General features: G+C 73.5%; 23 protein-coding genes. 13 read left to right on the top strand and 10 right to left on the bottom strand.

Features of this window, described 5'->3' with window-relative positions; translation table 11 throughout:
* Nucleotides 1-119: 119 nt before the first annotated feature.
* Genes ABDB74_RS11840 through ABDB74_RS11825 form a run of 4 tightly spaced genes read right to left on the bottom strand, consistent with a single transcriptional unit; the run spans nucleotide 120 to nucleotide 3,898 of the window.
* On the bottom strand, nucleotides 120-575 hold the full coding sequence (locus ABDB74_RS11840) for a MaoC family dehydratase (protein WP_346618716.1): 456 nt from the start codon (nucleotides 573-575) through the stop codon (nucleotides 120-122).
* Complete coding sequence (locus ABDB74_RS11835) at nucleotides 572-2,119, bottom strand: long-chain fatty acid--CoA ligase (RefSeq protein ID WP_346618715.1); 1,548 nt, start codon at nucleotides 2,117-2,119, stop codon at nucleotides 572-574. The genes ABDB74_RS11840 and ABDB74_RS11835 overlap by 4 nt, the downstream gene beginning before the upstream one ends.
* The gene (locus ABDB74_RS11830) at nucleotides 2,112-2,981 is read right to left on the bottom strand and encodes an amidohydrolase family protein (RefSeq protein WP_346623883.1); all 870 of its coding nucleotides are present in this window, start codon (nucleotides 2,979-2,981) and stop codon (nucleotides 2,112-2,114) included. The genes ABDB74_RS11835 and ABDB74_RS11830 overlap by 8 nt, the downstream gene beginning before the upstream one ends.
* Before the next feature lie 8 nt (nucleotides 2,982-2,989).
* A complete protein-coding gene (locus ABDB74_RS11825) occupies nucleotides 2,990-3,898 on the bottom strand; it encodes an SDR family oxidoreductase (RefSeq protein WP_346618714.1) in 909 nt (302 codons plus the stop codon).
* Between the two features lie 83 nt (nucleotides 3,899-3,981).
* On the opposite strand from ABDB74_RS11825, the gene ABDB74_RS11820 reads away from it, so the two are divergent.
* From ABDB74_RS11820 to ABDB74_RS11795, 6 genes are all read left to right on the top strand, one after another.
* Entirely contained in the window at nucleotides 3,982-4,440 is a 459-nt protein-coding gene (locus ABDB74_RS11820; RefSeq protein WP_346618712.1) for a MarR family transcriptional regulator, read from the top strand.
* Between the two features lie 111 nt (nucleotides 4,441-4,551).
* Nucleotides 4,552-5,538, top strand: coding sequence for an ABC transporter substrate-binding protein (locus ABDB74_RS11815; protein ID WP_346618711.1), 987 nt, complete (start codon nucleotides 4,552-4,554; stop codon nucleotides 5,536-5,538).
* A gap of 183 nt (nucleotides 5,539-5,721) precedes the next feature.
* Entirely contained in the window at nucleotides 5,722-6,807 is a 1,086-nt protein-coding gene (locus ABDB74_RS11810) for an aromatic ring-hydroxylating dioxygenase subunit alpha (RefSeq protein ID WP_346618710.1), read from the top strand.
* 8 nt (nucleotides 6,808-6,815) lie between these two features.
* Nucleotides 6,816-7,103: a hypothetical protein gene (locus tag ABDB74_RS11805; RefSeq protein WP_346618708.1), complete on the top strand. Its 288-nt coding sequence runs from the start codon at nucleotides 6,816-6,818 to the stop codon at nucleotides 7,101-7,103.
* Between the two features lie 18 nt (nucleotides 7,104-7,121).
* Nucleotides 7,122-8,084: a PDR/VanB family oxidoreductase gene (locus ABDB74_RS11800; protein ID WP_346618707.1), complete on the top strand. Its 963-nt coding sequence runs from the start codon at nucleotides 7,122-7,124 to the stop codon at nucleotides 8,082-8,084.
* Entirely contained in the window at nucleotides 8,039-8,824 is a 786-nt protein-coding gene (locus tag ABDB74_RS11795; RefSeq protein WP_346623881.1) for an IclR family transcriptional regulator, read from the top strand. The genes ABDB74_RS11800 and ABDB74_RS11795 overlap by 46 nt, the downstream gene beginning before the upstream one ends.
* A gap of 80 nt (nucleotides 8,825-8,904) precedes the next feature.
* Here ABDB74_RS11795 and ABDB74_RS11790 read toward each other — a convergent pair whose 3' ends face one another.
* From ABDB74_RS11790 to ABDB74_RS11780, 3 genes are all read right to left on the bottom strand, one after another.
* Nucleotides 8,905-9,573, bottom strand: a complete 669-nt coding sequence (locus ABDB74_RS11790) for a CoA transferase subunit B (RefSeq protein ID WP_346618706.1) — start codon at nucleotides 9,571-9,573, stop codon at nucleotides 8,905-8,907.
* Nucleotides 9,573-10,397 (bottom strand): CoA transferase subunit A, encoded by an 825-nt coding sequence (locus tag ABDB74_RS11785; RefSeq protein ID WP_346618705.1) that lies wholly within the window; start codon nucleotides 10,395-10,397, stop codon nucleotides 9,573-9,575. Before ABDB74_RS11785 ends, ABDB74_RS11790 begins: the two co-directional genes overlap by 1 nt.
* A 177-nt stretch (nucleotides 10,398-10,574) precedes the next feature.
* The gene (locus tag ABDB74_RS11780) at nucleotides 10,575-11,564 is read right to left on the bottom strand and encodes a sensor histidine kinase (RefSeq protein ID WP_346618704.1); all 990 of its coding nucleotides are present in this window, start codon (nucleotides 11,562-11,564) and stop codon (nucleotides 10,575-10,577) included.
* A gap of 193 nt (nucleotides 11,565-11,757) precedes the next feature.
* Between ABDB74_RS11780 and ABDB74_RS11775 the strand changes: the two genes are divergently transcribed.
* The 3 genes from ABDB74_RS11775 (at nucleotide 11,758) to ABDB74_RS11765 (ending at nucleotide 14,327) form a co-directional block, all read left to right on the top strand.
* A complete protein-coding gene (locus tag ABDB74_RS11775; protein WP_346618703.1) occupies nucleotides 11,758-13,182 on the top strand; it encodes an NADP-dependent succinic semialdehyde dehydrogenase in 1,425 nt (474 codons plus the stop codon).
* Between the two features lie 59 nt (nucleotides 13,183-13,241).
* A complete protein-coding gene (locus ABDB74_RS11770) occupies nucleotides 13,242-14,057 on the top strand; it encodes a hypothetical protein (protein ID WP_346618701.1) in 816 nt (271 codons plus the stop codon).
* A 93-nt stretch (nucleotides 14,058-14,150) separates the two neighbouring features.
* Nucleotides 14,151-14,327: a hypothetical protein gene (locus ABDB74_RS11765; protein WP_346618700.1), complete on the top strand. Its 177-nt coding sequence runs from the start codon at nucleotides 14,151-14,153 to the stop codon at nucleotides 14,325-14,327.
* 39 nt (nucleotides 14,328-14,366) lie between these two features.
* On the opposite strand, the gene pdxY is transcribed toward ABDB74_RS11765, so the two are convergent.
* From pdxY to ABDB74_RS11750, 3 genes are all read right to left on the bottom strand, one after another.
* Nucleotides 14,367-15,218, bottom strand: a complete 852-nt coding sequence (gene pdxY / locus ABDB74_RS11760) for a pyridoxal kinase PdxY (protein WP_346618698.1) — start codon at nucleotides 15,216-15,218, stop codon at nucleotides 14,367-14,369.
* A gap of 163 nt (nucleotides 15,219-15,381) precedes the next feature.
* Nucleotides 15,382-16,212 carry an IclR family transcriptional regulator C-terminal domain-containing protein gene (locus ABDB74_RS11755; RefSeq protein WP_346618697.1) on the bottom strand — a complete coding sequence of 277 codons (831 nt, stop codon included), beginning with the start codon at nucleotides 16,210-16,212 and terminating at the stop codon, nucleotides 15,382-15,384.
* 91 nt (nucleotides 16,213-16,303) lie between these two features.
* Nucleotides 16,304-17,824 carry an amidohydrolase family protein gene (locus tag ABDB74_RS11750; RefSeq protein WP_346618695.1) on the bottom strand — a complete coding sequence of 507 codons (1,521 nt, stop codon included), beginning with the start codon at nucleotides 17,822-17,824 and terminating at the stop codon, nucleotides 16,304-16,306.
* Between the two features lie 233 nt (nucleotides 17,825-18,057).
* Between ABDB74_RS11750 and ABDB74_RS11745 the strand changes: the two genes are divergently transcribed.
* The 4 genes from ABDB74_RS11745 to ABDB74_RS11730 all read left to right on the top strand — a co-directional run bounded on the left by ABDB74_RS11745 (nucleotide 18,058) and on the right by ABDB74_RS11730 (nucleotide 22,044).
* Nucleotides 18,058-19,257 carry a CoA transferase gene (locus ABDB74_RS11745; RefSeq protein WP_346618694.1) on the top strand — a complete coding sequence of 400 codons (1,200 nt, stop codon included), beginning with the start codon at nucleotides 18,058-18,060 and terminating at the stop codon, nucleotides 19,255-19,257.
* Nucleotides 19,254-20,090 (top strand): citryl-CoA lyase, encoded by an 837-nt coding sequence (locus ABDB74_RS11740; RefSeq protein WP_346618692.1) that lies wholly within the window; start codon nucleotides 19,254-19,256, stop codon nucleotides 20,088-20,090. Before ABDB74_RS11745 ends, ABDB74_RS11740 begins: the two co-directional genes overlap by 4 nt.
* Nucleotides 20,091-20,097: 7 nt before the next feature.
* Nucleotides 20,098-21,069 (top strand): zinc-binding alcohol dehydrogenase family protein, encoded by a 972-nt coding sequence (locus ABDB74_RS11735; protein WP_346618691.1) that lies wholly within the window; start codon nucleotides 20,098-20,100, stop codon nucleotides 21,067-21,069.
* An 81-nt stretch (nucleotides 21,070-21,150) separates the two neighbouring features.
* Nucleotides 21,151-22,044, top strand: coding sequence for a dioxygenase (locus tag ABDB74_RS11730; RefSeq protein ID WP_346618690.1), 894 nt, complete (start codon nucleotides 21,151-21,153; stop codon nucleotides 22,042-22,044).
* The last annotated feature ends 54 nt before the right edge of the window (nucleotides 22,045-22,098 follow it).

Here is a 22,098-nt window from a genome sequence, read left to right as displayed (position 1 = left end):
GGGCATCGGGCCGGGCTGACGCCCTCCGAGCCGGCGTGAGGAGGATGGTCCTCGCGTCGAGGGCGACGGCACCGGCCGGACCGCCCCGGAGCCGGTCCGGCGGCGCCCGTGCCGGAGGGTCAGGAGTAGAAGCGGAAGACCGGCTCGGCGATGCAGACGGGCTTGGCGACGCCCTCGGCCTCGATGACGGCGGCGACGGTCACCTGCAGGCCGCCGGTCACCTCCTCGACGTCCTTCAGCGTGGCGGTGAGGCGCAGCTTCGAACCGACCGGAACGGGGGAGGGGAAGCGGACCTTGTTGAGGCCGTAGTTCACGCCCATGGACGCGTCGCTGACGACGAGCACCTCCGACCACATCGGGATGAGGAGCGACAGGGTCAGGTAGCCGTGCCCGATGGGCCCGCCGAACGGGCTCTCGGCCTTCGCGCGCTCGACGTCGACGTGGATCCACTGGTGGTCGCCGGTCGCGTCGGCGAAGAGGTTCACGCGGTCCTGGGTGACCTCGACCCACTCGCTCGTGCCCAGCTCCGTGCCCTTCAGTCCGGGCAGTTCGGCCATTGTCGTGGTGGTGCTCATGCGCTGCTCTCCTGAGTGGTGACGTAGCGGTCGCGCAGGTCGGGCTTGCGGACCTTGCCGGTGGCGGTCTTGGGGAGCTCGTCGGCGAACTCCACGTACTTGGGCACCTTGAAGCCGGCAAGCCGCGTGCGCAGCCGGGTCCGGATCTCCTCGGGGTCGGGGTCGCCGCCGGGTGCCGGCACGACCACGGCCATGCCCACCTCGCCCCAGGTCGGGTCGGGCACGCCGATGACGGCGGCCTCCGCGACCTCGGGGAACTCGAGCAGGGCCGACTCGACCTCGGCGGGGTAGATGTTCTCGCCGCCCGAGATGATCATGTCCTTGTACCGGTCGCGGACGTAGAGGAAGCCCTCGTCGTCCACTGAGCCGGCGTCGCCGGAGTGGTACCAGCCGTCCCGGATCGCCGCGGCGGTCTGCTCGGGCTCGTCCCAGTAGCCCGCCATGATGTTGGGACCCTGGATGACGATCTCGCCGACCTCGCCCGGCTCGGCCTGCGTGCCGTCGGGCCGCAGGACGCGGACGTCGGTGAAGAAGACCGGCTTGCCGGCCGACCCGACCTTCCGCTCGGCGTCGGTGGAGTCGAGGACGGTGGCGCCGGGGGAGGCCTCCGTCATCCCGTAGGCCTGCTGCATGGTCACCCCGCGGTCGAGCCAGGTCCGCAGCGTCGGCAGGGGGAGCGGCGCGCCCGCGGCACCGATGGTGCGCAGCGCGGAGAGGTCCCGGGTGGCGAAGCCGGGCTCGCGAGCCATCGCGTCGAGCATCGTCGGGACGGCGAAGAACGAGTTGACCCGCTGCTCCTCGATGACCCGCAGCGTATCGGCGGGGTCGAAACGGCGCACGATCACCGCGCAGCCGCCCCGGAGCAGCGACGGGTTCACCGTGCCGTTGAGCCCGCCGATGTGGAACAGCGGAGCCAGGGCGAGCGTGCGCTCGTCCTGGGCGAAGTCGAACCCGAGCAGCTGGTTGACCGCGTTCCAGGTCATGTTGCCGTGGGTGAGGACGGCGCCCTTGGGCCGCCCGGTGGTGCCGGAGGTGTACATGACCAGGCAGGGGTCGTCGAGCGTGACCGGCTCGTCGCGCGGCTCCGGATCGGCGTCGGCCAGCAGCTGCTCGTAGGGCAGGGAGTCCGCGCCGCCGTCGACCGGCGGCTCGGCGGCGACCCAGTGGCGGACACCGGTCGACCGGTCGCGGAGCGCGTCGGCGAGCCCGCCGTGGTCGCGGCCGTGGACGACGACCGACGCCCCCGAGTGGGTGAGGACGTACTCCGCCTCGGGGGCGGCCAGCCGCCCGTTGACCGGCACCCAGATCGCTCCGAGTTGCCCACAGCCGTAGAGCGTCTCCAGGGCCGAGGGGTGGTTGCCGCCGGTCCACGCCACCCGGTCGCCGGCGCTGACTCCCAGCCCGGCCAGGGCGGCGGCGGTCCGTCGCACCCGGTCGGCGAAGCCTGCGTGTGACGTCGTCGTCCCCTCGAACCAGATGGCGTCCCGGTCCGGCGAGATCAGCAGCCGCCGCTCCGGCCAGGAGCCGAGGCCGGCGTTACGCACGGCCCAGTCCCAGCGCGCCGACGGCGTTGTCCTTCATGATCAGCGGGCGGACGTCGTCCTTGATCTCGAGCTTCTCGAAGTCCGAGACCCAGCGCTCCGGGGATAGCAGCGGGTAGTCCGACCCGAACAGCACCTTGCGCTTGAGCATCGTGTTGGCCGCCCGCACGAGCTGGGGCGGGAAGTACTTCGGCGACCAGCCCGACAGGTCGATGTAGACGTTGGCCTTGTGCTGGGCGACGGCGATCGCGGCATCCTGCCAGGGCACCGAGGGGTGGGCCATGATGATCGTCAGGTCGGGGAAGTCGGCGGCGACGTCGTCGAGCAGCATCGGGTCGGAGTAGCGCAGCTTGATGCCGCGCCCGCCGGGCAGCCCGGAGCCGATGCCGGTCTGGCCGGTGTGGAACAGCGCCGGGACGCCGAGGCTCTCCAGCTCCGCCCAGAGCGGGTAGTGCCGCCGGTCGTTGGGCTCGAACGCCTGGATCGACGGGTGGAACTTGAACCCGCGCACCCCGTGCTCCTCCACCAGCCGGCGAGCCGCCCGGATCCCTGCCGCGCCGCGTGCCGGGTCGACGGACCCGAACGGGATGAGCACGTCGGGGTGCTCGGCCGCGGCCGCGGCAATCTCCTCGTTGGAGAGGGTCGGGTGGCCGGTGGCCAGCTCGCTGTCGACGGTGAAGACGACGGCGGCCATCTTCTGGGCCCTGTAGTGCTCGGCGATCTCCGGCACGGTCGGGTGGTTGGGCTCGCCCTTGAAGTACTTCGCCGCCGCGCTGAGCAGTTCGTCGTCCATCGAGAGGTGGCCGTGCAGGTCCTGCTCGACGTGCACGTGCACATCGATGGCGACCAGGTCGTCGAGCTGCAGGCCGGGGCTCACTTCGGCGGCTCCGGGAACTGCTGGCCGACCGTCTGCTGGGACGGCGCGAACTTCTCCGTCCAGACGTCGGCGATCGCGTCGGCCGACCAGCCGGTGCCGTCGGCGAGCGCGACGGCCACCTCAGCGGGATGGCTCCACAGCGCCAGCCGGTCGCCGCCGATGCCGATCGCCTGACCGGTGATCGCGCTCGCCTCGTCGGAGGCGAGGAAGGCGACCAGGCCGGCGGCGTCCTGCGGGGTGCCGAACGACAGCTCCTGGCGGGCGTAGGGCGGCAGCGGCTCACCGGCCTGCAGCGCGTCGACGTAGGGCTTGAGGAAGGGGACGGTCTCGGTCATGGCGGTCGCCGCGACCGGCACGATCGCGTTGACGGTGATCTCGGCGCGCGCCAGTTCCATCGCCCAGGTGCGGACCATGCCGACGATCCCGGCCTTGGCCGCCGCGTAGTTGGTCTGGCCGAAGTTGCCGACCTGCCCGGTGGGGGAGCCGACGCAGATGATCCGACCGCCCTCGCCCTGCTCGCGGAGCCGGATCGCTGCGGCGCGGGTGCAGGTGAACGTGCCGCGCAGGTGCGTGGTGATCACCGCGTCGAAGTCGTCGTCGCTCATCTTCCAGAGCGTGGAGTCCCGCAGGATGCCGGCGTTGTTCACCAGGATGTCGAGGCGCCCGAACTCCTCGACCGCGCGGTCGACGAGGGCCTGGGCGGCCTCGCTGGTGCCGACCGGGACGACCTCGGCGACGGCACTGCCGCCGGCGTCGGTGATCGAGCGGACTGCCTCGTCGGCGACGGAGGAGTCGACGTCGTTGACCACCACCGCCGCACCCGCCCGGGCCAGCTCCGCGGCGTACGCGAGACCGAGCCCCCTGCCGCTGCCGGTGACGATCGCTACCTTGCCGGACAGATCCACGGAACTCCCTCGTTCGGAGCGGACGGTCGAGACGCCGTCGACGCTAGGCCGGTACCGTGGAGAATGTCAACGATGGAGGACTGATGGACCCGGCCACGAACGCGCACGCCCTGACCGATGACGTCGGCTTCCTGCTGTCGCGGGCCAGTGCGGTGTTCGTCCGCGCCACCAATGCCGTCCTCGCCTCCTACGGGCTGCGCGCGCGCCCCTACTCGCTGCTGCTCATGGCGTGCTCCGCACCGGCAGGCGTCTCGCAGCGGGACCTCGCGGAGACGCTCGCGCTCGACCCCAGTCAGGTGGTCTCGCTGGTCGACGAGCTGGCGGCGTCCGCGCTGGTCGAGCGGCGGCCCTCGGAGACCGACCGGCGCGCCAAGCTGGTCGTGGCCACCGAGGCCGGCCGCGCCCTGTGCGCGGAGGTGGTCCCGGTCGTCGAGGGCGCCGCGGCGGCCCAGCTGGCCGACCTCAGTGCCACCGAGCAGCTCATCCTCCGCGAGCTGCTGACCCGGCTCATGGCCCGCGGCCCGGGGGCGTCGCCGCAGTGATGCCGCGTGGCGGTGTGTGCAGCGGAAGGGCTGGACCTCGCTGCGTGTGACGTGCATCATGCCGGTTGTCAATCATTGATGCCCTCACGGGCCTGACAATCGGAGACGACGATGGTCCGCAGATCGCTCCCCGCTCTGGCCGCCTCGATGCTCTTCCTCGCCGCGTGCGGAGGAGGTGACGACGACGCCGTCTCCGCGGGTGGGGACTCGGGTGGCGGCACGGACGACGTCCGCCAGGTCAGCGTCGGGATGCTGCCGATCCTGCCGACGGCGGCGCTCTACGCGGGGATCGAGGAGGGCTTCTTCGCCGACCGCGGCATCGAGATCACCGTCGAGACCGGCCAGGGCGGGGCAGCGCTGCTCCCGGCGGTGTTCTCCGGGCAGATCGAGTTCGCCACGAGCAACCCGGTCTCGCTGCTGCAGGCCCGGGGGGAGGGGCTCGACGTCCGGGTGATCGGGCACTGGACCTCGGCGCTGAGCGAGGGGGATGTCGACATCAACGGCGTGGTCGCCGCCGCCGGGTCCGGGATCGAGTCGGCCGCAGACCTGGCCGGCGCGACGGTCGCGGTCAACACGCTCAACGGCATGGGGGGCCTGACGATCCGCGAGGCCGTCCGGGCCGACGGCGGCGACCCGGACGCGGTCGAGTTCGTGGAACTGCCGTTCCCGGACATGCCTGCGGCCCTCTCGACCGGCAACGTCGACGCCGTCTGGGTGCCCGAACCCTTCCTCAGCACGCTGCAGGACATGGGGAACCAGGTGGTCACCTACTCCAGCAAGGAGTCGGTCGAGGGGCATCCCACGCAGCTGTTCTTCACCTCCGGTCAGCTGATGGAGTCCGACCCGGCCCTCGTCGAGGACTTCACCGCGGCGCTGGAGGAGACCCTCGAGTTCGCCGAGGCCAACCCCGAGGCGGTCAAGGAGCAGATCCCGGAGGTCCTGCCCCAGCTGCCGCCCGAGGCCGTCGCCGGCGTGACCCTGGAGGAGTTCGGTACCGACCTGCGCCGTGACCAGCTCGAGCGGCTCGGCGAGCTGATGGTCCAGGACGGCCTGCTCGAGGACGAGGCCGACCTGGACGGTCTGCTCCCGGACGAGTGACGGACCCCGCGCCCGCTCCCGGGGGTCCCCCGGGCACGCGGCGGGCGGGCTCCCCTCGTGCCCGGAACCCCGTGGCCCGGTCCCCGTCAGGGACGAGCCTTCCGCGTGACGGAAGGGCGGTACCGGACGAGGGGTGACGGCGGTCACGCTCGTGGCAGACCCGAACGAGGAGGAGCAGGACGGATGACGTCGATCGTGCGCAACCAGTGGTACGTGGCCGCCTACGGGCGCGAGGTCGGGCGGGAGCTGTTCAGCCGCGCCATCTGCGGCGAGTCGATCCTGTTCTGGCGCACCGAGGCGGGGGAGGTGACCGCGATGAGCGACCGGTGCGTGCACCGCCGGTTCCCGCTGTCGGAGGCGCCCAGCCACCTGGTCGGCGACACGGTGGTCTGCGGTTACCACGGCTTCACCTACGGCGCCGACGGCGTCTGCGTCGCCGTGCCCGGCCAGACCCGCGTGCCGCGGACCGCGCGGCTGAAGAGCTACCCCGTCGTCGAGCAGGACAGCTTCGTCTGGGTGTTCATCGGCGACCCCGACCGGGCGGGGAGCACCCGGATCCCGCGCGCGCCCTGGCTGGACATGGAGGGCTGGACGACGGTCTCGGGCATGGAGCCGCTCGCCGCCCGCGCCAGCCTCCTGGTGGACAACCTCATGGACCTCTCCCACGAGACCTACCTGCACGGCGGGTACATCGGCACCCCCGAGGTGGCCGAGACGCCGATCACCACGGAGGTCGACGACGAGGCCGGGATCGTCTACGTCAGCCGGCACATGGCCGACGCCGCCTGTCCGCCCTTCTACTCGAAGAGCACCGGCATCGAGGGGCGGATCACCCGCTGGCAGGACATCGAGTTCACCCCGCCGTGCCTGTACAAGCTGCACAGCCGGATCGCGCCGGTCGGCGTCCTGCCGAACGACGACGGCGCCGACCCCGACGCCTTCCACGTCGAGGTGGTCTACGCGATCACGCCGGAGACGGAGAACTCCACGCACGACTTCTGGGCCGTCGCGCGCGACTTCGCCCTGGACGACCAGGGGGTGTCGGACTTCCTGGCCGAGAACAACCGCACCGTCGTCCTGCAGGACGTCGTCGCCCTCGACGTGCTCGAGCAGGTGCTCGCCGGCGAGGCCGACGGCTACCAGGAGCTGTCGATCAACATCGACACCGGCGGACTGGCCGCCCGGCGGATCATCGCCCGGATGGCCGCCGAGGCGGACGGCTCCGCCGCCGCTCCCGCCACCCCGGCCTCCGCCGGGGCCGGCCGGTGAGCGCCGGCATGTCCCTCCCTCCGCCCCGGCAGGTGCTCGAGGGCGAGCGGGTGCTCCGGGTCAACTGGCTCCCGGGGTCGGACCGGCTGCGCGGGCGGTGCCACTGCGGCGCCGAGACCGAGGCGGAGGACCCGGTGCAGATGTGGGAGTGGCTGCTGGCCCATCCCGACCACCCCGCCGGTGGGCCGGGCGGGCCCGTCCTCCCCGCCGACCTCCCGCCGCCGCCCGCCCACGTGGTGACCGATCCCGCGGTCCTGCGCGCGCGGGAGCGCTCCCGCACCCCCGTCCCCGCCTGAGAGAAGGAGCCCGACCCGGTGCACAGCACCCACGACGAGGTGGACCTGCGGCTGCGGGTCGGCCGGCGGACGACCGGCGCGGAAGGCGTCGTCGTCCTCGAGCTGCGCGATCCCGCGGGAGGCCACCTGCCCGCGTGGTCGGCCGGCGCGCACGTCGACCTGCGGCTGCCCGGCGGGCTCACCCGCCAGTACTCGCTGTGCGGCGACGCCCGCGACCGGTCGGTGTGGCGGATCGCCGTCCTGCGCGAGCCGGGGGGCCGCGGCGGGTCCGCGCACGTGCACGACGCCCTCGTCGAGGGGTCCGAGGTGGACGTGCGGGGGCCGCGGAACCACTTCCCGCTCGTCCCCGCGCCGCGGTACGTGTTCGTCGCCGGCGGCATCGGGATCACCCCGATCCTGCCGATGATCGACGCCGCCGACGCGGCCGGCGCCGAGTGGGAGCTGCACTACGGCGGCCGCAGCAGGCGGTCGATGGCGTTCCTGGAGGCGCTGGAGGACGCGACCGGCACGCGGGTCACCCTCCATCCGCAGGACGAGGTCGGGCTGATCGACCTCGACACGCTGCTCGCCGACCCGCGTCCCGGCACGCTGGTCTACTGCTGCGGCCCGGAACCCCTGCTGACCGCCGTCGAGCAGCACTGCCAGCAGTGGCCCGAGGGGGCCCTGCACCTCGAGCGCTTCGCCCCCAAGGACGTCGGCGAACCGGTGCTCACCGGCGCCTTCGAGGTGGAGCTCGCCGTGAGCGGGCTGGCGCTCACCGTGCCCCCCGAGAAGTCCGTCCTCGAGGTGGTCGAGGAGGCCGGGGTGGGCGTGCTGTCCTCGTGTCAGGAGGGGACGTGCGGGACGTGCGAGACGACGGTGCTCTCCGGGGAGGTGGACCACCGGGACTCGCTGCTGACGCCGGCCGAGCAGGCGGCGAACGACACGATGTTCATCTGCGTGTCCCGGGCGGCCTGCCCGAAGCTGGTGCTCGAGCTCTGAGCGCGACGCGCACCGCGGGGGGCAAGCTGCTCGCCGTCCTGGGCTCGTTCTCCCGGGAGCGGTCGGCGCTGACGCTGTCCGAGATCTCCCGCCTCGTCGGCGTGCCGTTGTCGACCGCGCACCGGCTGGTGGGGGAGCTGTGCGCCTGGGGCGCGCTCGAGCGCGCCGACGACGGCCGTTACCGCATCGGGCTGCGCATCTGGGAGCTCGGCGCGCTCGCGCCCCGCGGGCTGGGCCTCCGCGAAGCGGCCCTGCCGTTCATGGAGGACCTCTACGAGGTCACCCACGAGAACGTGCAGCTGGCCGTCCGGGACGACGTCGAGGTCGTGTTCGTGGAGCGCTTCGCCGCACGGGACGCCGTCGCCGTCCTCACGCAGGTGGGGGGCCGCTTCGCACTGCCGCCCACCGGCGTCGGGCTGGTCCTCCTCGCCCACGCGCCGGCCGACGTGCAGGAGCGCGTGCTCGCCGGCCCGCTGCGCCGGTACACCCCGCACACGGTCACCGATCCGCTCCAGCTGCGACGGGTGCTCGCCGAGGTCCGGCGCACCGGCGTGGCCGTGAGCGACCGGCAGGTCACCACCGACGCGGTGTCCGTGGCCGCACCGATCGAGGTGCGCGGCAGCGTGGTGGCGGCGCTGTCGATCGTCGTCCGCGGCAGCTCGCCGGCCGCCGTCCGCGCCATGACGCCCGGGGTGCGCGCCGCCGCGCGCGGCATCTCCCGCGCACTCTCCGCGGGTTGATCGTCGTCGCCGTGCGCGGAACACGGGAGGACACGCCGGCGGAGCGTGCCCGCAGGCGATGATCGACCCGGGAGCGCGGCTCAGACGGTGGCGGGGAGGGGCATCTCGCGGACGTCGTCGGCGAGGGTGAGCGGTGCGCCGGTGGCGGCGGTGACCTGCTCGACGGTGACGCCGGGAGCGGTCTCGCGCAGCACCAGCCCGCCGGGGGTGACGTCGATGACCGCGAGGTCGGTGATGACGCGGTCGACGCAGGCCTTGCCGGTCAGCGGGAGGGTGCACTCGGCGACGATCTTGGGGGACCCGTCGCGGGCGCTGTGCTCCATCATGATGATCACGCGGCGGGCGCCGTGGACCAGGTCCATCGCCCCGCCCATGCCGTTGACCATCTTGCCGGGGATCAGCCAGTTGGCCAGGTCACCGCGGGTGTTGACCTGCATGGCGCCGAGGATGGCGACGTCGAGGTGCTTGCCGCGGATCATGCCGAAGGACAGCGCGGAGTCGAAGAAGCTGGCGCCGGGCAGGACGGTGACGGTCTCCTTGCCGGCGTTGATCAGGTCGGCGTCCTCCTCGCCCTCGAACGGGTAGGGCCCGACGCCGAGCACCCCGTTCTCCGAGTGCAGCACCACGTGCACCCCGTCGGGCACGTAGTTGGGCACCAGCGTCGGCATCCCGATGCCGAGGTTCACGTACTGGCCGTCCTCCAGCTCGAGGGCGACGCGGGCGGCCAGCTGCTCACGGGTCAGCGCCATCAGGCCTGTCCTCCGAAGGTCGGGTCGGTCGGTCCCTCGTCGCCGGCGGCGGCGGGGGCGTCGAGCTGTGCCTGGGCGCGCGGCCGGGTGGTGCGCTTCTCGATCCCCTTGCCCTCGGGACCGACGTGCACGACGCGGTCGACGAACACCCCGGGCAGGTGCACGTGCTCGGGCGTGATCTCGCCCGGTTCGACCAGCTCCTCGACCTCGGCGATGGTCACCCGGGCGGCCATGCCGGCCAGCGGGTTGAAGTTGGCCGCGGACTCGTGGAAGACCAGGTTGCCGTGCCGGTCACCGACCGCGGCGCGGACCAGTCCGTAGTCCGCGCGCAGCGCGGTCTCCAGCACGTACTGCTGGCCGTCGAACTCCCGCACCTCCTTCGGCCGGGACACCTCCACCACGTTCCCGTCGGCGTCGTAGCGGATCGGGATCCCGCCGTCGGCCACCAGCGTGCCCACCCCAGTGGGGGTGTAGAACGCCGGGATGCCGGTGCCGCCGGCGCGCAGCCGCTCGGCCAGGGTGCCCTGCGGGGTCAGCTCCACCTCCAGCTGCCCGGACAGGTAGAGGCGGGCCAGCTCCTTGTTGCCGCCGACGAACGAGGAGATCGTCCTGGCGATCCGGCCGGCGTAGAGCAGCACGCCCAGCGCCTGGTCGTCGACGCCGCAGTTGTTGGAGATGGTGGTCAGCCCGTCGGCGCCCTGTTCCAGCAGCGCGTCGATCAGCCGGATCGGCACTCCGCAGAGCCCGAACCCGCCCACGGCCAGCACCGACCCCGCGGGGATGTCCGCGACCGCCTCGCGGGCGGTGCTCACGACCTTGTCCACGGCTCAGCCCCTCCGCTCGGTCGGAGCGGGGGCCGCCCCCTGGTCCGTGCGCGCCCGATCCACCACGCTGCTCCCATCGCTCGCCGGCTGCAGGCCTCAGTATTGCGGCGCGGACCCGTGCCGTGGGCCTCGGTCACCCACTGGACGGAAACCTCCGGGCGCGATCGTCGCCCGGCGTCAGCGGAGGAACGTGGTGAGCCGGACGCTGACCCCGCCGTCGCCGGGGTGGTGGACGCCGCCGGAGATGTCGACGTGGTCGCACAGCTGCCGGGCCAGCCACAGGCCCATGCCGCCGCGGGAGAGGTCCTCGCCGTGGGCCGGGCCGTAGCCGGCGAAGGGGTCGTCCCAGCCGGGGCCGCCGTCGGCGATCGTGCACACGATGCGGTCGGGCGACGTCCAGAGCCGCAGGCGGACCGGCGGCTGTCCGTGCCGGACGGCGTTGGAGGTCATCTCGTCGACGGCGAGGAGGAAGTCCTCGACCAGGTCCGCCGGGGCCGGCAGGCCCGCCAGCTCGGCGGCGACGGCGTGCCGCAACCCGATGAAGTCGGCGACGTCGGCCGCCTCCAGCCGGGGGTGGGTGTCCTCGAGGGGCTCGCGCGGGACCGGCAGGCCGCGCAGCAGCTGCTCAGGCGGGGTGAACGCGGGGCTGGGCGTGCGGCTGGCCGGGGTCACGACCTGCCGGTGGGTCCGGAGGGCGGACTCGACCACCGGCTGCGGGACGCGCACGGTGTCGACGGCGCAGATCCCCCACAGGTTCCAGCCGGCGAGCGCCTCGTTGATCACCGACTCGTAGCGCTCCCACTCGAGCCAGCCCCGCTCGTCCGGGCCCTGCTCGATCTCGCCGAGGACGCGGACCCGCTTCGCCCCGGCGGCCGTGTGCTGCTCGGCGAGCCGGCGGACAGCCGTGATGGCCCCCGGCGTGCGGTTCCGGTACAGCTCGCCCGGGTCCACGACGTGGAGGCGGGGGTCGTCGTCGAGGGCGTCCCGCAGGGCGGCGGCGTTCTCCGGGCGGGTGACCACGACCGCGGCGTCCCCTTCGGCCAGGCCGTCGCGCAGGAACGGCGCCGCCGTGGCGACCAGCTGCTCGGGGGTGTCGTAGAGCAGGGCGTCGTGCGGAAAGGCCTCGGCAGCGGGATGTCCCGCCCCGCCCGTAGCCGTCCAGTTCACGTGTGGCCCCTGCCCCATGTCGCCCCGATGTCCGTGGTGCAACTCCACGGTAGGCCAGGGCGCGCCGTCGGTCAGCCCGGCCCCGTTCGAGCGGGCGTCCGGACCGGTCAGGATGAGCGTTCCAGACCGGCCGTCCCGCCGGTTTCGGCGGCGCGCGGTCGGGCAGGTGACCTGCACCAGGAGGGAGAACACCATGGCCATCGCCACGATCAACCCCGCCACCGGCGAGACGCTCAAGACCTACGAGCCGCTGACCGACGAGGCGCTCGAGGAGAAGATCGCGCGGGCCGCCCAGGCGTTCGCGCGCTACCGGCTCACGTCCGCGCAGGAGCGCGCCGGCTGGCTGTCTGCAGCCGCCGACGTCCTGGAGGCCGACACCGACGCGGTCGCCGAGCTCATGACCACCGAGATGGGCAAGACGCTGGCCTCGGCCAAGGCCGAGGTGGGCAAGTGCGCCAAGGCGCTGCGCTGGTACGCCGAGCACGGGCCGGCGCTCCTCGAGCCCGAGGAGAAGGACGCCGCGGCGGTGGGTGCCCAGCGGGCCTACGTCGTGCACCAGCCGCTGGGCGTCGTCCTGGCGGTCATGCCGTGGAACTTCCCGCTCTGGCAGGCGATGCGGTTCGCCGCCCCGGCCCTCATGGCCGGCAACGTCGGCCTGCTCAAGCACGCCAGCAACGTGCCGCAGACGGCGCTGTACCTGGAGGAGGTGTTCCGGAAGGCAGGCTTCCCCGACGACGTCTTCCAGACCCTGCTCATCGGCTCGGGCTCGGTCGAGCGGGTGCTGCGCGACGACCGCGTCGTGGCCGCGACCCTGACCGGCAGCGGCCCGGCCGGGCAGTCCGTCGCCGCCGTCGCCGGGGACGCGCTGAAGAAGACGGTGCTGGAGCTCGGCGGGTCCGACCCGTTCATCGTGATGCCGTCGGCCCACCTGGACACCGCCGCCGAGGTGGCGACCACCGCGCGCAACCAGAACAACGGGCAGAGCTGCATCGCGGCCAAGCGGTTCTTCGTGCACCGCGACGTGGCCGAGGAGTTCACCCGGCTGTTCGCCGAGAAGATCGGCGCGCTCACCGTCGGGGATCCGATGGAGGAGGGCACCCAGATCGGCCCGCTGGCCACCGAGTCCGGCCTGCAGGACGTCGAGGAGTACGTCGAGGACGCCCGGAGCAAGGGGGCGACCGTGGTGGTCGGGGGCAGGCGGGTGGGCCGGGCGGGCTGGTTCTACGAGCCGACGCTCATCACCGGCGTGACCCCGGAGATGAAGGTGCACGGCGAGGAGGTGTTCGGGCCGGTCGCCGCCCTGTACACCGTCGACTCGCTGGACGAGGCGATCGAGATCGCCAACAGCCACGTCTACGGGCTGGGCTCCAACCTGTGGAGCGAGGACGAGGACGAGCGGGCGCAGTTCGTCCGTGACATCGCCTCCGGCATGGCTTTCGTCAACGGGATGACCGCCAGCTACCCGGAGCTGCCGTTCGGCGGGATCAAGCAGAGCGGCTACGGCCGGGAGCTGACCGAGGTGGGCATGCGCGAGTTCATGAACGCCAAGACGGTGTGGGTCGGCGGCCCGAGCAGCGAGCAGGCGAAGGGCAGCACCGCCGGGGCCGCGGCAGAGTGATCCGGCGCCCCTCCCGGCCGTCCTGGCCGGGAGGGGCCGCGGCAGGGACAGTGGTCGGTGTGTTCGACGTCGACTGGATGGGACTGCTCACCCGCGAGGTGCTCCGGGAACGCGGGGCCGCGCTGATCGCCGAGAGCTGCGCGTGGGCCGTCGGCCTCTCCGACCGCCCGCACTACCGGCGCCGCTCCGGCCGCGTGGCGCCCAGCGGCCTGACGGTGGGGGAGCGCGCCGCCAACGGGCAGCCGCTCGGCGCCGAGGACGGCCGGCTGGACCTGGAGGACGCCCGCCCCGGCAGCTTCCAGGACGCCCTCAACATGATCGGTCCGGACGGCCGGCTCGAGGCCGAGCGGTTCGACGAGGAGGTGCTCGTGCCTTTCGCGGCCGAGACGTGCCGGCTGACCGGGGAACGGGCACGGGCGACCCGTCCCGCGGACTGGGCCGAGCTCGCCGACGACCTGGGCGAGGACCCGGTCGACGTGGCCGACGTGGTGCGCGCCGGCGGCTGGGAGGCGCCGCTGCGCATCGACGCCGAGCACTTCGTCCTGGCCGCGCTGCGCGACGTCCCGCTGATCGAGGTGGAGGCCGAGGGGCTGCCGCTGTCCCTGGTGCGGGCGGCCGAGGCGACCACCCGCGCGGCCGTGTCCGCACCGGCCCCGCAACCCGACGACAGCCTGGCCGGCGCGCTGTTCCTGGCGCGGGCGGCGCTGGACGACTCCGGCTGCACGGTTCCGGTGCCCCCGGACGAGGCGGATCTGCTGCTCGCGGCGCTGGGGGACGCCGGGCTCGAGCCCGAGGAGGTGCCGGTGGTGCTGCCGCACCTGCCGGTGGAGGAGCCGACGATCACCCGGATCGAGGCGACCCTCGCCGACCACTAGGCCGGCGACGCGGCCGGCCCCGGGCCGAGGCATGCGGCACGACGTGCCGATCGGCGGGTGTCTGTCCCGGCGACGACGGGTAGCCACAGCCGCATGGCGAAGAACAACGACCAGGAAGCCCAGAAGGCCGCCGTCCGCGAGGCCAAGAAGCAGGGGGTCGCCCCCAGCGCCGCCGGTGTCACCACCGGGGCGTCCAAGCAGATCGAGACCCACCCCCACGGCGACGACCGGCACGAGCACTCCAGCGCCCGGGGCAAGAGCAAGACCTGACGGCCCGCCGTCGGCCCGCCGGACCGCCGGACCGGCCGGTCAGATCTCGGTGACCTCGAACGTGCGGCTCGGCGCCACGATCTCGTCCTGCGCGGCCACCAGCAGGATCTCCCGGGACCGGGCGTCCTCGGTGCGCTGCAGGAGGCCGAAGACCGAGGCCGCCGCCCGCCCCAGCGCCTCGCCGGCGGACCGGGTCGCGAGCCAGTGGGCCAGGAACAGGGCCGCGATGGCGTCGCCGGCGCCGTTGACCGACACGCCCAGTCGCGGGGTGCGGACGAGGAAGTGCCGGCCACCCTCCGAGGCGAGCAGGTCCACCGCGTCGTCGGGGGTGTCCTCGGCGACCAGCGACGTGGTGAGCACGACCCGCGGGCCCAGGGCTTGCACACCCGCGACGGCGTCCTTCACCGAGGTCAGCGAGCGGGTGGCGACGCCGGAGAGCAGGTCCAGCTCGTAGTGGTTGGGCGTCACGAGATCGGCGGCCGGGACGGCGACGTCGCGCATGAACTCCGCGATGCCCGGCCGGACGAACACGCCACGGCCGACGTCGCCGATCACCGGATCGCAGGCGTAGACCGCGTCGGGGTTGGCCGCCCGCACCCGGGCCACCGCACCGACGACGGCGTGGCCGATGTCGGCCGAGCCGAGGTAGCCGGACAGCACGGCGTCGCAGCCGGCGAGGGCACCCCGCTCGGCGATGCCCTGCACGAGCTCGTCGACCGACTGACCGTCGTAGACCCGGCCGCGCCACTCCCCGTAGCCGGTGTGGTTGGAGAACTGCACCGTGTGCACCGGCCACACCTCGATCCCGAGGCGCTGAAGGGGGAACACGGCGGAGCTGTTGCCCACGTGGCCGAAGGCGACGTGCGACTGGATGGAGAGGACGGCGGTCACGACCGGCACCCTCGCACACGCCCTACATCGAGGATCAGCTCACCTGATCATCGGTGGTCCTCCCTCGCCTGGAGGGGTCCTCCCTCGCGTTCGGCGGTGAGGGAGGTGGCCCGACGATCAGGAAGGCTGATCGCCGCGTAGCCCGGCCGGCGGGACCTGGAGCTCAGCCGGCGGCGTCGCCCGCGGACCGGTCCGGGGAGATCTCCACATGCGGGCGGGACTGCCACATCGCCCACTCGGCGCTGACGTCACCCGCCGTCCGCAGCAGCAGCGGGAGGTGGTCACGCAGCAGCCGCTCGGCGGAGGTCTCGGCCGCGTGCACGGTCACGTTCATCGCCGCACGGACCACGCCGGCGCCGTCGCGCACGGGCACCGCCACCGACCGCACGCCGGGGGCCAGCTCCTCGTCGGCGAGCGCCCAGCCTCGGGCGCGGACCTCGGTCAGCTCGGCCCGAAGCTGCTCGGGCGGTCGGCCGATCATCGGGGGGAGGCCGGCCCGGCTGCGCTCGGCGAGGGTGGCGGTCAGCTCGTCGGGGGAGAGCGCGGCGAGCAGCACCTTGCCCTGGGAGGTCTGGGTGGCGGGGAAGCGGGTGCCGATGTCGACCCGGAGCGCGATCAGCTTCGGCACCGACACCCGGGCGACGTAGACGATGTCGGAGCCGTCGAGCTGGGCCATCGACGACGACTCCCCGGTGCGGGCGACGAGGGCCTCGAGGTGCGGCCGGGCGATGTCCCACAGGCCGAGCGCGCCGACGTAGGCCATCCCGAGCGAGAGCACCTTCGGGGTCAGCGAGAACGCGCCGCCCGAGGACCGGACGAAGCCGAGCTCCACGAGGGTCAGCAGCAGCCGCCGTGCGGTGGGGCGCGCCAGGCCCGCCGCCGAGGCCACCTCCGTGAGCGACATGCTGGGGTGCGCCCGGTCGAAGCACGCGAGGACGTCGAGCCCCCGTGCGAGCGCCTCGACGAAGTCGGGTCCGCTCCCGCGCCCTGCCATGTGCCGTCGTCCTTCCCTCGGTTCGCCGGTGAGACCGGCGGCCCCGCGCCCTGCCGCCGGGGCATCGTGCGGGGCCGCCGATCTCGACGGCTCAGTGGTGGCTGGTCGGCTGCTCGCCGGCCGGACGCTCGGTGGCCATGTGCTCGTCGAACAGCGGCTCGCGGGCGGCGTGGGTGCCGTGCGACTTGTAGTCGGTGTACTGGTACGGGTTGTCGAGCACCTCGGTGTCGGGGAGATCGGGGTACATGCCGCCCGCCCACGCCTCCTCGCCCATCGCGGACCGCAGGTGCTCGACCGTCGCGTCGACCTCCCGCCGGACCGCGGCGAGGTCGACGTCGACCAGCGCGTGCGCGTGCTTCACGACCCGGCCGTCGACCAGCACGGTGTGCACGTCCCCGCGCTGCGCCTGGAAGGCGACGTGCCCGAACGGGTTGAGCAGCGGGAAGGAGACCGGCGAGGCGTCGTTCTTGATCAGGACGACGTCCGCCTTCATCCCCGGCCGCAGGCTGCCGAGGTCGTCGCGGCCGAGCGCCAGCGCCCCACCGCGGGTGGCCCACTGGACGACGTCCTTCGCCCGCAGCTGCAGGTGGGTGACCGTGTCGCCCGTCAGGTGCGCCTCGAAGTGCTCGCGGGAACGGTCGGCGCCGAGGGTGGTGCGCATCGCGGAGAACAGGTCGCCGCTCCACCAGACGCTGGTGTCCATCGACAGCGAGACCGGGATGCCGTGCGAACGCACCTGCCAGGTGGGCGGGTAGCCCTGGCCGGCGCTCTGCTCGGACTCCGTGCTCACCGAGATCGACCCGCCGGTGGCGGCGATCCGGTGGTAGGAGTCGGGGGACAGGGTCGCCGCGTGCACGTACACGGTCTCCGGCGTCATGAAGCCGTTCTCGTGCATCAGGCGGATGCCGTCGTCGTTGGTCGCGCCCCAGACGCCGGCGTGCGTGGTGACCGGCAGGCCGAGCTCCCGGGCCACCTCGAACGCGGCCCTCTCGGGGAAGCCGGGGTCGCCGGTGACGTCGAAGGCCAGCTGCAGGCCGAGCATGTCGTCGGCAGCGTCGCGGTGCCGCTCCAGGAAACCGCGGACGGCGGGGTCGGCGGTCCACTCCCACGGCGCGGCCTGGATGTTGCCGTAGGCGAGCACGTACCGGCCGGGCACCGAGCGCAGCGCCTCGACGGCGGCCTCGGCGTGGTCGACGGTCTGCAGCCCGTGCGACCAGTCGACGGTGGTGGTGACGCCGGCCTCGAGCGCCTCCAGCGCCGAGAGCCGGTTGCCGGCCGCGACGTCCTCTGGCCGGAATTTCTTCCCGTGCTCGAGGTAGTACCAGACGAAGTACTGCGTCAGCGTCCAGTCCGCGCCGTACCCCCGCATGGCCGTCTGCCACATGTGGCGGTGGGTGTCGATCATCCCCGGCATCACGATGCCGCCTCGGGCGTCGATCTCCTGGGTGCCCTCGGGCACGTCCAGGCCGGTGCCGACGGCGGCGACGCGGTCACCGACCACGAGCACGTCCGCGCCGTCGAGCACGGTGCACGAGTCGTCCATGGTCAGCACGGTCCCGCCGCGCAGGACCACCGGCCGGCCGGGCACCGGAGTGGGCTCGGACTGCATCATCGTCTCCTCTGGACCTCGTCGTCAGGTCGTCGGACGCCTGTCCGCGCTACGGACGGCACGTGCGACGCAGGTCACCATGGCCTGCGGGGCATGCGTGTGTCAACCGGACGATCCGAGCGGTATCGACCAGTCCAGTCCACCGGTTGACAGGCCGGGAGGGGCGTCGGAGACTTCGGCAGTCGCTGCGGACAGCCGTCCGCATCTGCTCGATCCGAAGGAGTGGCGGACCGCTGATGAGCGCTGACGAGACCGAGCGGACCGCAGCGGGGACGGCGACCCCCGGCCCGCTCGCCGGGCTCCTCGTGGCCGACTTCTCGCGGATCCTGGCCGGCCCGTACGCCACCATGCTGCTCGCCGACCTCGGCGCCGAGGTCGTGAAGGTCGAGGGGCCGTCGGGCGACGACACCCGTACCTGGCAGCCGCCCGTGCGCGAGGGCGTGTCCACGTACTACATGGGTGTCAACCGCAACAAGCGCTCGGTTGCGCTGGACCTGAAGGACCCCGCCGACGCCGACGCGGCACGGGAACTGGCCCGCCGCGCCGACGTCCTGGTCGAGAACTTCAAGCCCGGTGGGCTGGCCCGCTTCGGCCTCGACTACGAGACGGTGTCCGCGACCAACCCGGGGGTCGTGTACGCCTCGATCAGCGGCTTCGGCAGCGGGCCGAAGGGTGCACCGCTGCCGGGCTACGACCTCATCGTGCAGGCCATCTCGGGGTTCATGAGCCTCACCGGTGACCCCGACGGCTCGCCGTACCGGGCCGGGGTCGCCCTGTTCGACGTCATGGCGGGCCTGCACGCGACGATCGGCGTGCTGTCGGCGGTCAACCACCGGCACGCCACCGGGCAGGGCCAGCACGTCGAGGTCAACCTGCTCTCCTCGGCGCTGTCGGGCCTGGTCAACCAGACCAGCGCCTACGTGACCGGTGAGGTCGTCCCCTTCCGGATGGGCAACAGCCACCCCAGCCTGTTCCCCTACGAGCCGCTGCCGTGCGCCGACGGCGACCTGATCGTCACGGCCGGCAACAACGGGCAGTTCCGCCGGCTGGTGGAGGTGCTCGGGGTGCCGGAGCTGGCCGACGACCCGCGGTTCAGCCGGAACGAGGACCGCACCGCCAACCGCGACGAGCTGCGCCCGCTGCTGGTGGAGCGGCTGCGCACCCGCAGCAAGCAGGAGTGGTTCCGCGACATCATCGGCGCGGGTGTGCCCTGCGGGCCCATCAACACCATCGACCAGGGCGTCGCCTTCGCCGAGGAGGTCGGTCTCGACCCGGTCGTCACGGTAGGGGAGGGGGCGGCCGCCGTCCCGTCGGTGCGCAACCCGATCACCTTCTCCGCGACGCCGCCGGCCTACCGGCTGCCGCCGCCCGATCTGGACGAGCACGGCGCGGAGATCCGGCGGTGGCTGGCCGAGCCGGAGGAGGGGACGCGATGACCGCGCCGGAGTACCCGACGGCGCTGGGCGCCTCCAGCCTCGAGTCGATCACCCTGCTCGGCACCGACCTGGCCGAGGACGTCATGGGCACCGTCGGCTTCGGGGAGCTGGCCTTCTGGCTGGCCACCCAGCGCCGGCCGTCCCGCGGCGAGACGAGGGTGTTCGAAGCGGTGCTCGCCGCGCTCGCCGACCACGGCTTCACCCCGACCGCGATCGTCACGCGGCTGACCTACCTGTCGGCGCCGGACTCGGTCCAGGGCGCGCTCGCCGCCGGGCTGCTCGGTGGGGGCTCGCGGTTCCTCGGTGTCACCGAGGACTGCGGCCGCTTCCTGCACGAGGTGCTCACGGCGGTGGACGGCGCCCTGCCGACCGACGACGCCGGCTGGGACGCGCTGGCCCTGGAGACGGTCGCCGCCCAGCGCGCCGCCGGCCGCTTCGTGCCGGGGCTGGGCCACCACGTGCACAAGCAGGGCGACCCGCGCACCCCCCGGCTGTTCCGGATCGCCGCCGAGGAGAACCTGGTCGGACCGCACCTGTCGCTGTTCGCCGCGATCGGCCGGGTGCACGCCCAGGTGCTGGGCAGGCAGCTGCCGCTCAACGGCGCCGGGGTGTGCGGCGCCGCGCTGGCCGACCTCGGCCTGCCGCTGGAGCTGCTGCGCGGCTTCGCGCTGCTGGCCCGCACCGCCGGGCTGATCGGCCAGCTCGCCGAGGAGCTGCGGCACCCGGTCGCCAACGACGTCTTCCTCTCGGTCGACCTGCACAACCGGCCGGTGGATCCCGACCCGTTCGTCCCCGAGGCGCTGCCCGGCGCCGGCGACGGCGCGCGGGGCTGAGGCCGGTATGCGCGCCGCCGTGCTGCACACGCCGGGCGAGTTCCCGGAGTACGGGGAGCACCCCGATCCGGTGCCGGGACCGGGCGCGGCCGTGGTGCGGGTGACCGCCGCCCCGTTGGTGCCGCTGGACCTGCTCTGCGCCTCGGGCACCTCCTACTTCGGCCGGCCCGCGGTGCCCTACGTCCCCGGCGTCCAGGGCGTCGGCGTGGTCGAGAGCTCCGACGACCTCGATCCCGGGACCCGCGTCTGGTTCGCCACGCAGGCCGGCATGGCACCCGGCGACGGCAGCCTGGCGCAGCGCTGCGCCGTCCGGACCGAGGACCTCGTGCCGCTCACCACCGGGGTGCCGGACGCCGCGCTGGCCGCTCTCGGCCTCTCCGCCGTCGCGGCGTGGATGTCGCTCACCTGGCGCGGTGGGCTGCGGCCCGGCGAGCACGTGCTCGTCCTCGGTGCCGGCGGCGCCGTGGGCCAGGCCGCGGTGGGCGCGGCCCGGTCCTTCGGCGCCGGACGGGTGGTCGCGGCCGCGCGTTCGGTGGCGGCGCGGGAGCGCGCCCTGGCCGCCGGCGCGGACGCGGTGGTCGCGACCGACGGCGACACCGACGCGCTGGCCGCCCGGTTCGCCGATGCCGCCGGGGGACGCCTGGATCTCGTCGTCGACCCGGTCTTCGGGCCGGCTGCCACGGCCGCCGCCCGGGCCCTCTCGGCCGGGGGGCGGCTGGTCAACCTCGGCGGGGCCTCGGGGGACGTCGCGGACTTCTCCTCCGCGGTGCTGCGGGGGAAGTCCCTGTCGGTGCTCGGCTACACGAACAACGCGCTGACCCCGGCCGAGCGTGCGGAGGCGGTCACCGCCATCGCCCGGGAGGCCGCCGCGGGCCGCCTGGCCGTCGCCCACGAGCAGGTCCCGCTGGCCGACGTCGCCGCTGCCTGGCGCCGTCAGGCCACCGGCGACCCCGGCGTCCGGCTGGTGCTGACGCCCTAGCCGAGCAGGGCCCCCGCGGGAGCCGCGGGGGAGGAGGATGCGCGGCCGGTCCACCGGCCGCGCGGACGGCAGGAGGACACCGTGCAGCTGGTCACCGAGGAGAACATCACCGACCTGGCGGTCGAGCGCTGGGCCACCGCCCGCGATCCGCGCCTGGCCGAGGTCATGACCGCGCTCGTGCGGCACCTGCACGACTTCGCCCGCGAGGTGCGGCTGACCGAGGCCGAGTGGATGGCCGCGATGCAGTGGCTCACCCGCACCGGCCAGATCAGCACCGAGAAGCGGGAGGAGTTCATCCTCGCCTCCGACGTGCTGGGGCTGTCGATGCTCGTCGTCCAGATGAACCACCGGTTCGACCCGCGGGCGACGCCGGCCACCGTCCTGGGGCCCTTCCACATCGAGGGCTCGCCCGAGCTCGGCTACGCCGAGGACATGTCCGAGGGGCTGGCCGGGACGCCGCTGTTCCTGCACGGCCGGGTGACCGACCTCGACGGCACCCCGGTGACCGGGGCCGTCCTCGACGTCTGGCAGGCCGACACCGAGGGCGCCTACGAGTCGCAGATCCCCGACATCGACGAGGCGCGGCTGCGGGCGAAGTACACGACCGGTGAGAACGGCGAGTACTGCGTGCGCACCATCGCGCCGCTGGGCTACACGATCCCGATGGACGGACCGGTCGGCGACCTCGTGGCCCGCACCGGGATCAGCCACTTCCGGCCGGCGCACATCCACTTCCTGATCAACGTGCCCGGCTTCGAGCCGCTCATCACCCACCTGTTCCAGGAGGGGGCGGAGTACCTGGACAGCGACGTCGTGTTCGGTACCAAGCAGGAGCTGGTGACGTCGTTCGAGCCCCGTGAACCGGGGACCACGCCCGACGGCGGCTCGATCGACGTGCCGTGGCTGGAGTCCCGCTACGACTTCGTCCTGCAGCGGCGGGCTGACCCGGCCGCCCCGGTCTCGCCGGGGCGTTGACCCGTTCGTTCATCGGGTGGGTGGTCGACGAAATCGGTCGTGTACCGGGGCGAG

The sequence above is a fragment of the Blastococcus sp. HT6-4 genome, from assembly GCF_039679125.1.
GTDB classification, from domain to species: Bacteria; Actinomycetota; Actinomycetes; order Mycobacteriales; family Geodermatophilaceae; genus Blastococcus; species Blastococcus montanus.
This window is presented reverse-complemented; position numbering and strand designations above follow the sequence as displayed.

What these genes read in the sequence shown, in the direction of transcription:
- ABDB74_RS11740 (WP_346618692.1), top strand. Translation starts at nt 19,254, where the DNA reads ATGACCGCGCCGGAGTACCCGACGGCGCTGGGCGCCTCCAGCCTCGAG.
- ABDB74_RS11790 (WP_346618706.1), bottom strand. Translation starts at nt 9,573, where the DNA reads ATGGCGCTGACCCGTGAGCAGCTGGCCGCCCGCGTCGCCCTCGAGCTG.
- ABDB74_RS11745 (WP_346618694.1), top strand. Translation starts at nt 18,058, where the DNA reads ATGAGCGCTGACGAGACCGAGCGGACCGCAGCGGGGACGGCGACCCCC.
- ABDB74_RS11840 (WP_346618716.1), bottom strand. Translation starts at nt 575, where the DNA reads ATGAGCACCACCACGACAATGGCCGAACTGCCCGGACTGAAGGGCACG.
- ABDB74_RS11735 (WP_346618691.1), top strand. Translation starts at nt 20,098, where the DNA reads ATGCGCGCCGCCGTGCTGCACACGCCGGGCGAGTTCCCGGAGTACGGG.
- ABDB74_RS11815 (WP_346618711.1), top strand. Translation starts at nt 4,552, where the DNA reads ATGGTCCGCAGATCGCTCCCCGCTCTGGCCGCCTCGATGCTCTTCCTC.
- ABDB74_RS11755 (WP_346618697.1), bottom strand. Translation starts at nt 16,212, where the DNA reads ATGGCAGGGCGCGGGAGCGGACCCGACTTCGTCGAGGCGCTCGCACGG.
- ABDB74_RS11820 (WP_346618712.1), top strand. Translation starts at nt 3,982, where the DNA reads ATGGACCCGGCCACGAACGCGCACGCCCTGACCGATGACGTCGGCTTC.
- ABDB74_RS11765 (WP_346618700.1), top strand. Translation starts at nt 14,151, where the DNA reads ATGGCGAAGAACAACGACCAGGAAGCCCAGAAGGCCGCCGTCCGCGAG.
- ABDB74_RS11805 (WP_346618708.1), top strand. Translation starts at nt 6,816, where the DNA reads ATGTCCCTCCCTCCGCCCCGGCAGGTGCTCGAGGGCGAGCGGGTGCTC.
- ABDB74_RS11750 (WP_346618695.1), bottom strand. Translation starts at nt 17,824, where the DNA reads ATGATGCAGTCCGAGCCCACTCCGGTGCCCGGCCGGCCGGTGGTCCTG.
- ABDB74_RS11775 (WP_346618703.1), top strand. Translation starts at nt 11,758, where the DNA reads ATGGCCATCGCCACGATCAACCCCGCCACCGGCGAGACGCTCAAGACC.
- ABDB74_RS11810 (WP_346618710.1), top strand. Translation starts at nt 5,722, where the DNA reads ATGACGTCGATCGTGCGCAACCAGTGGTACGTGGCCGCCTACGGGCGC.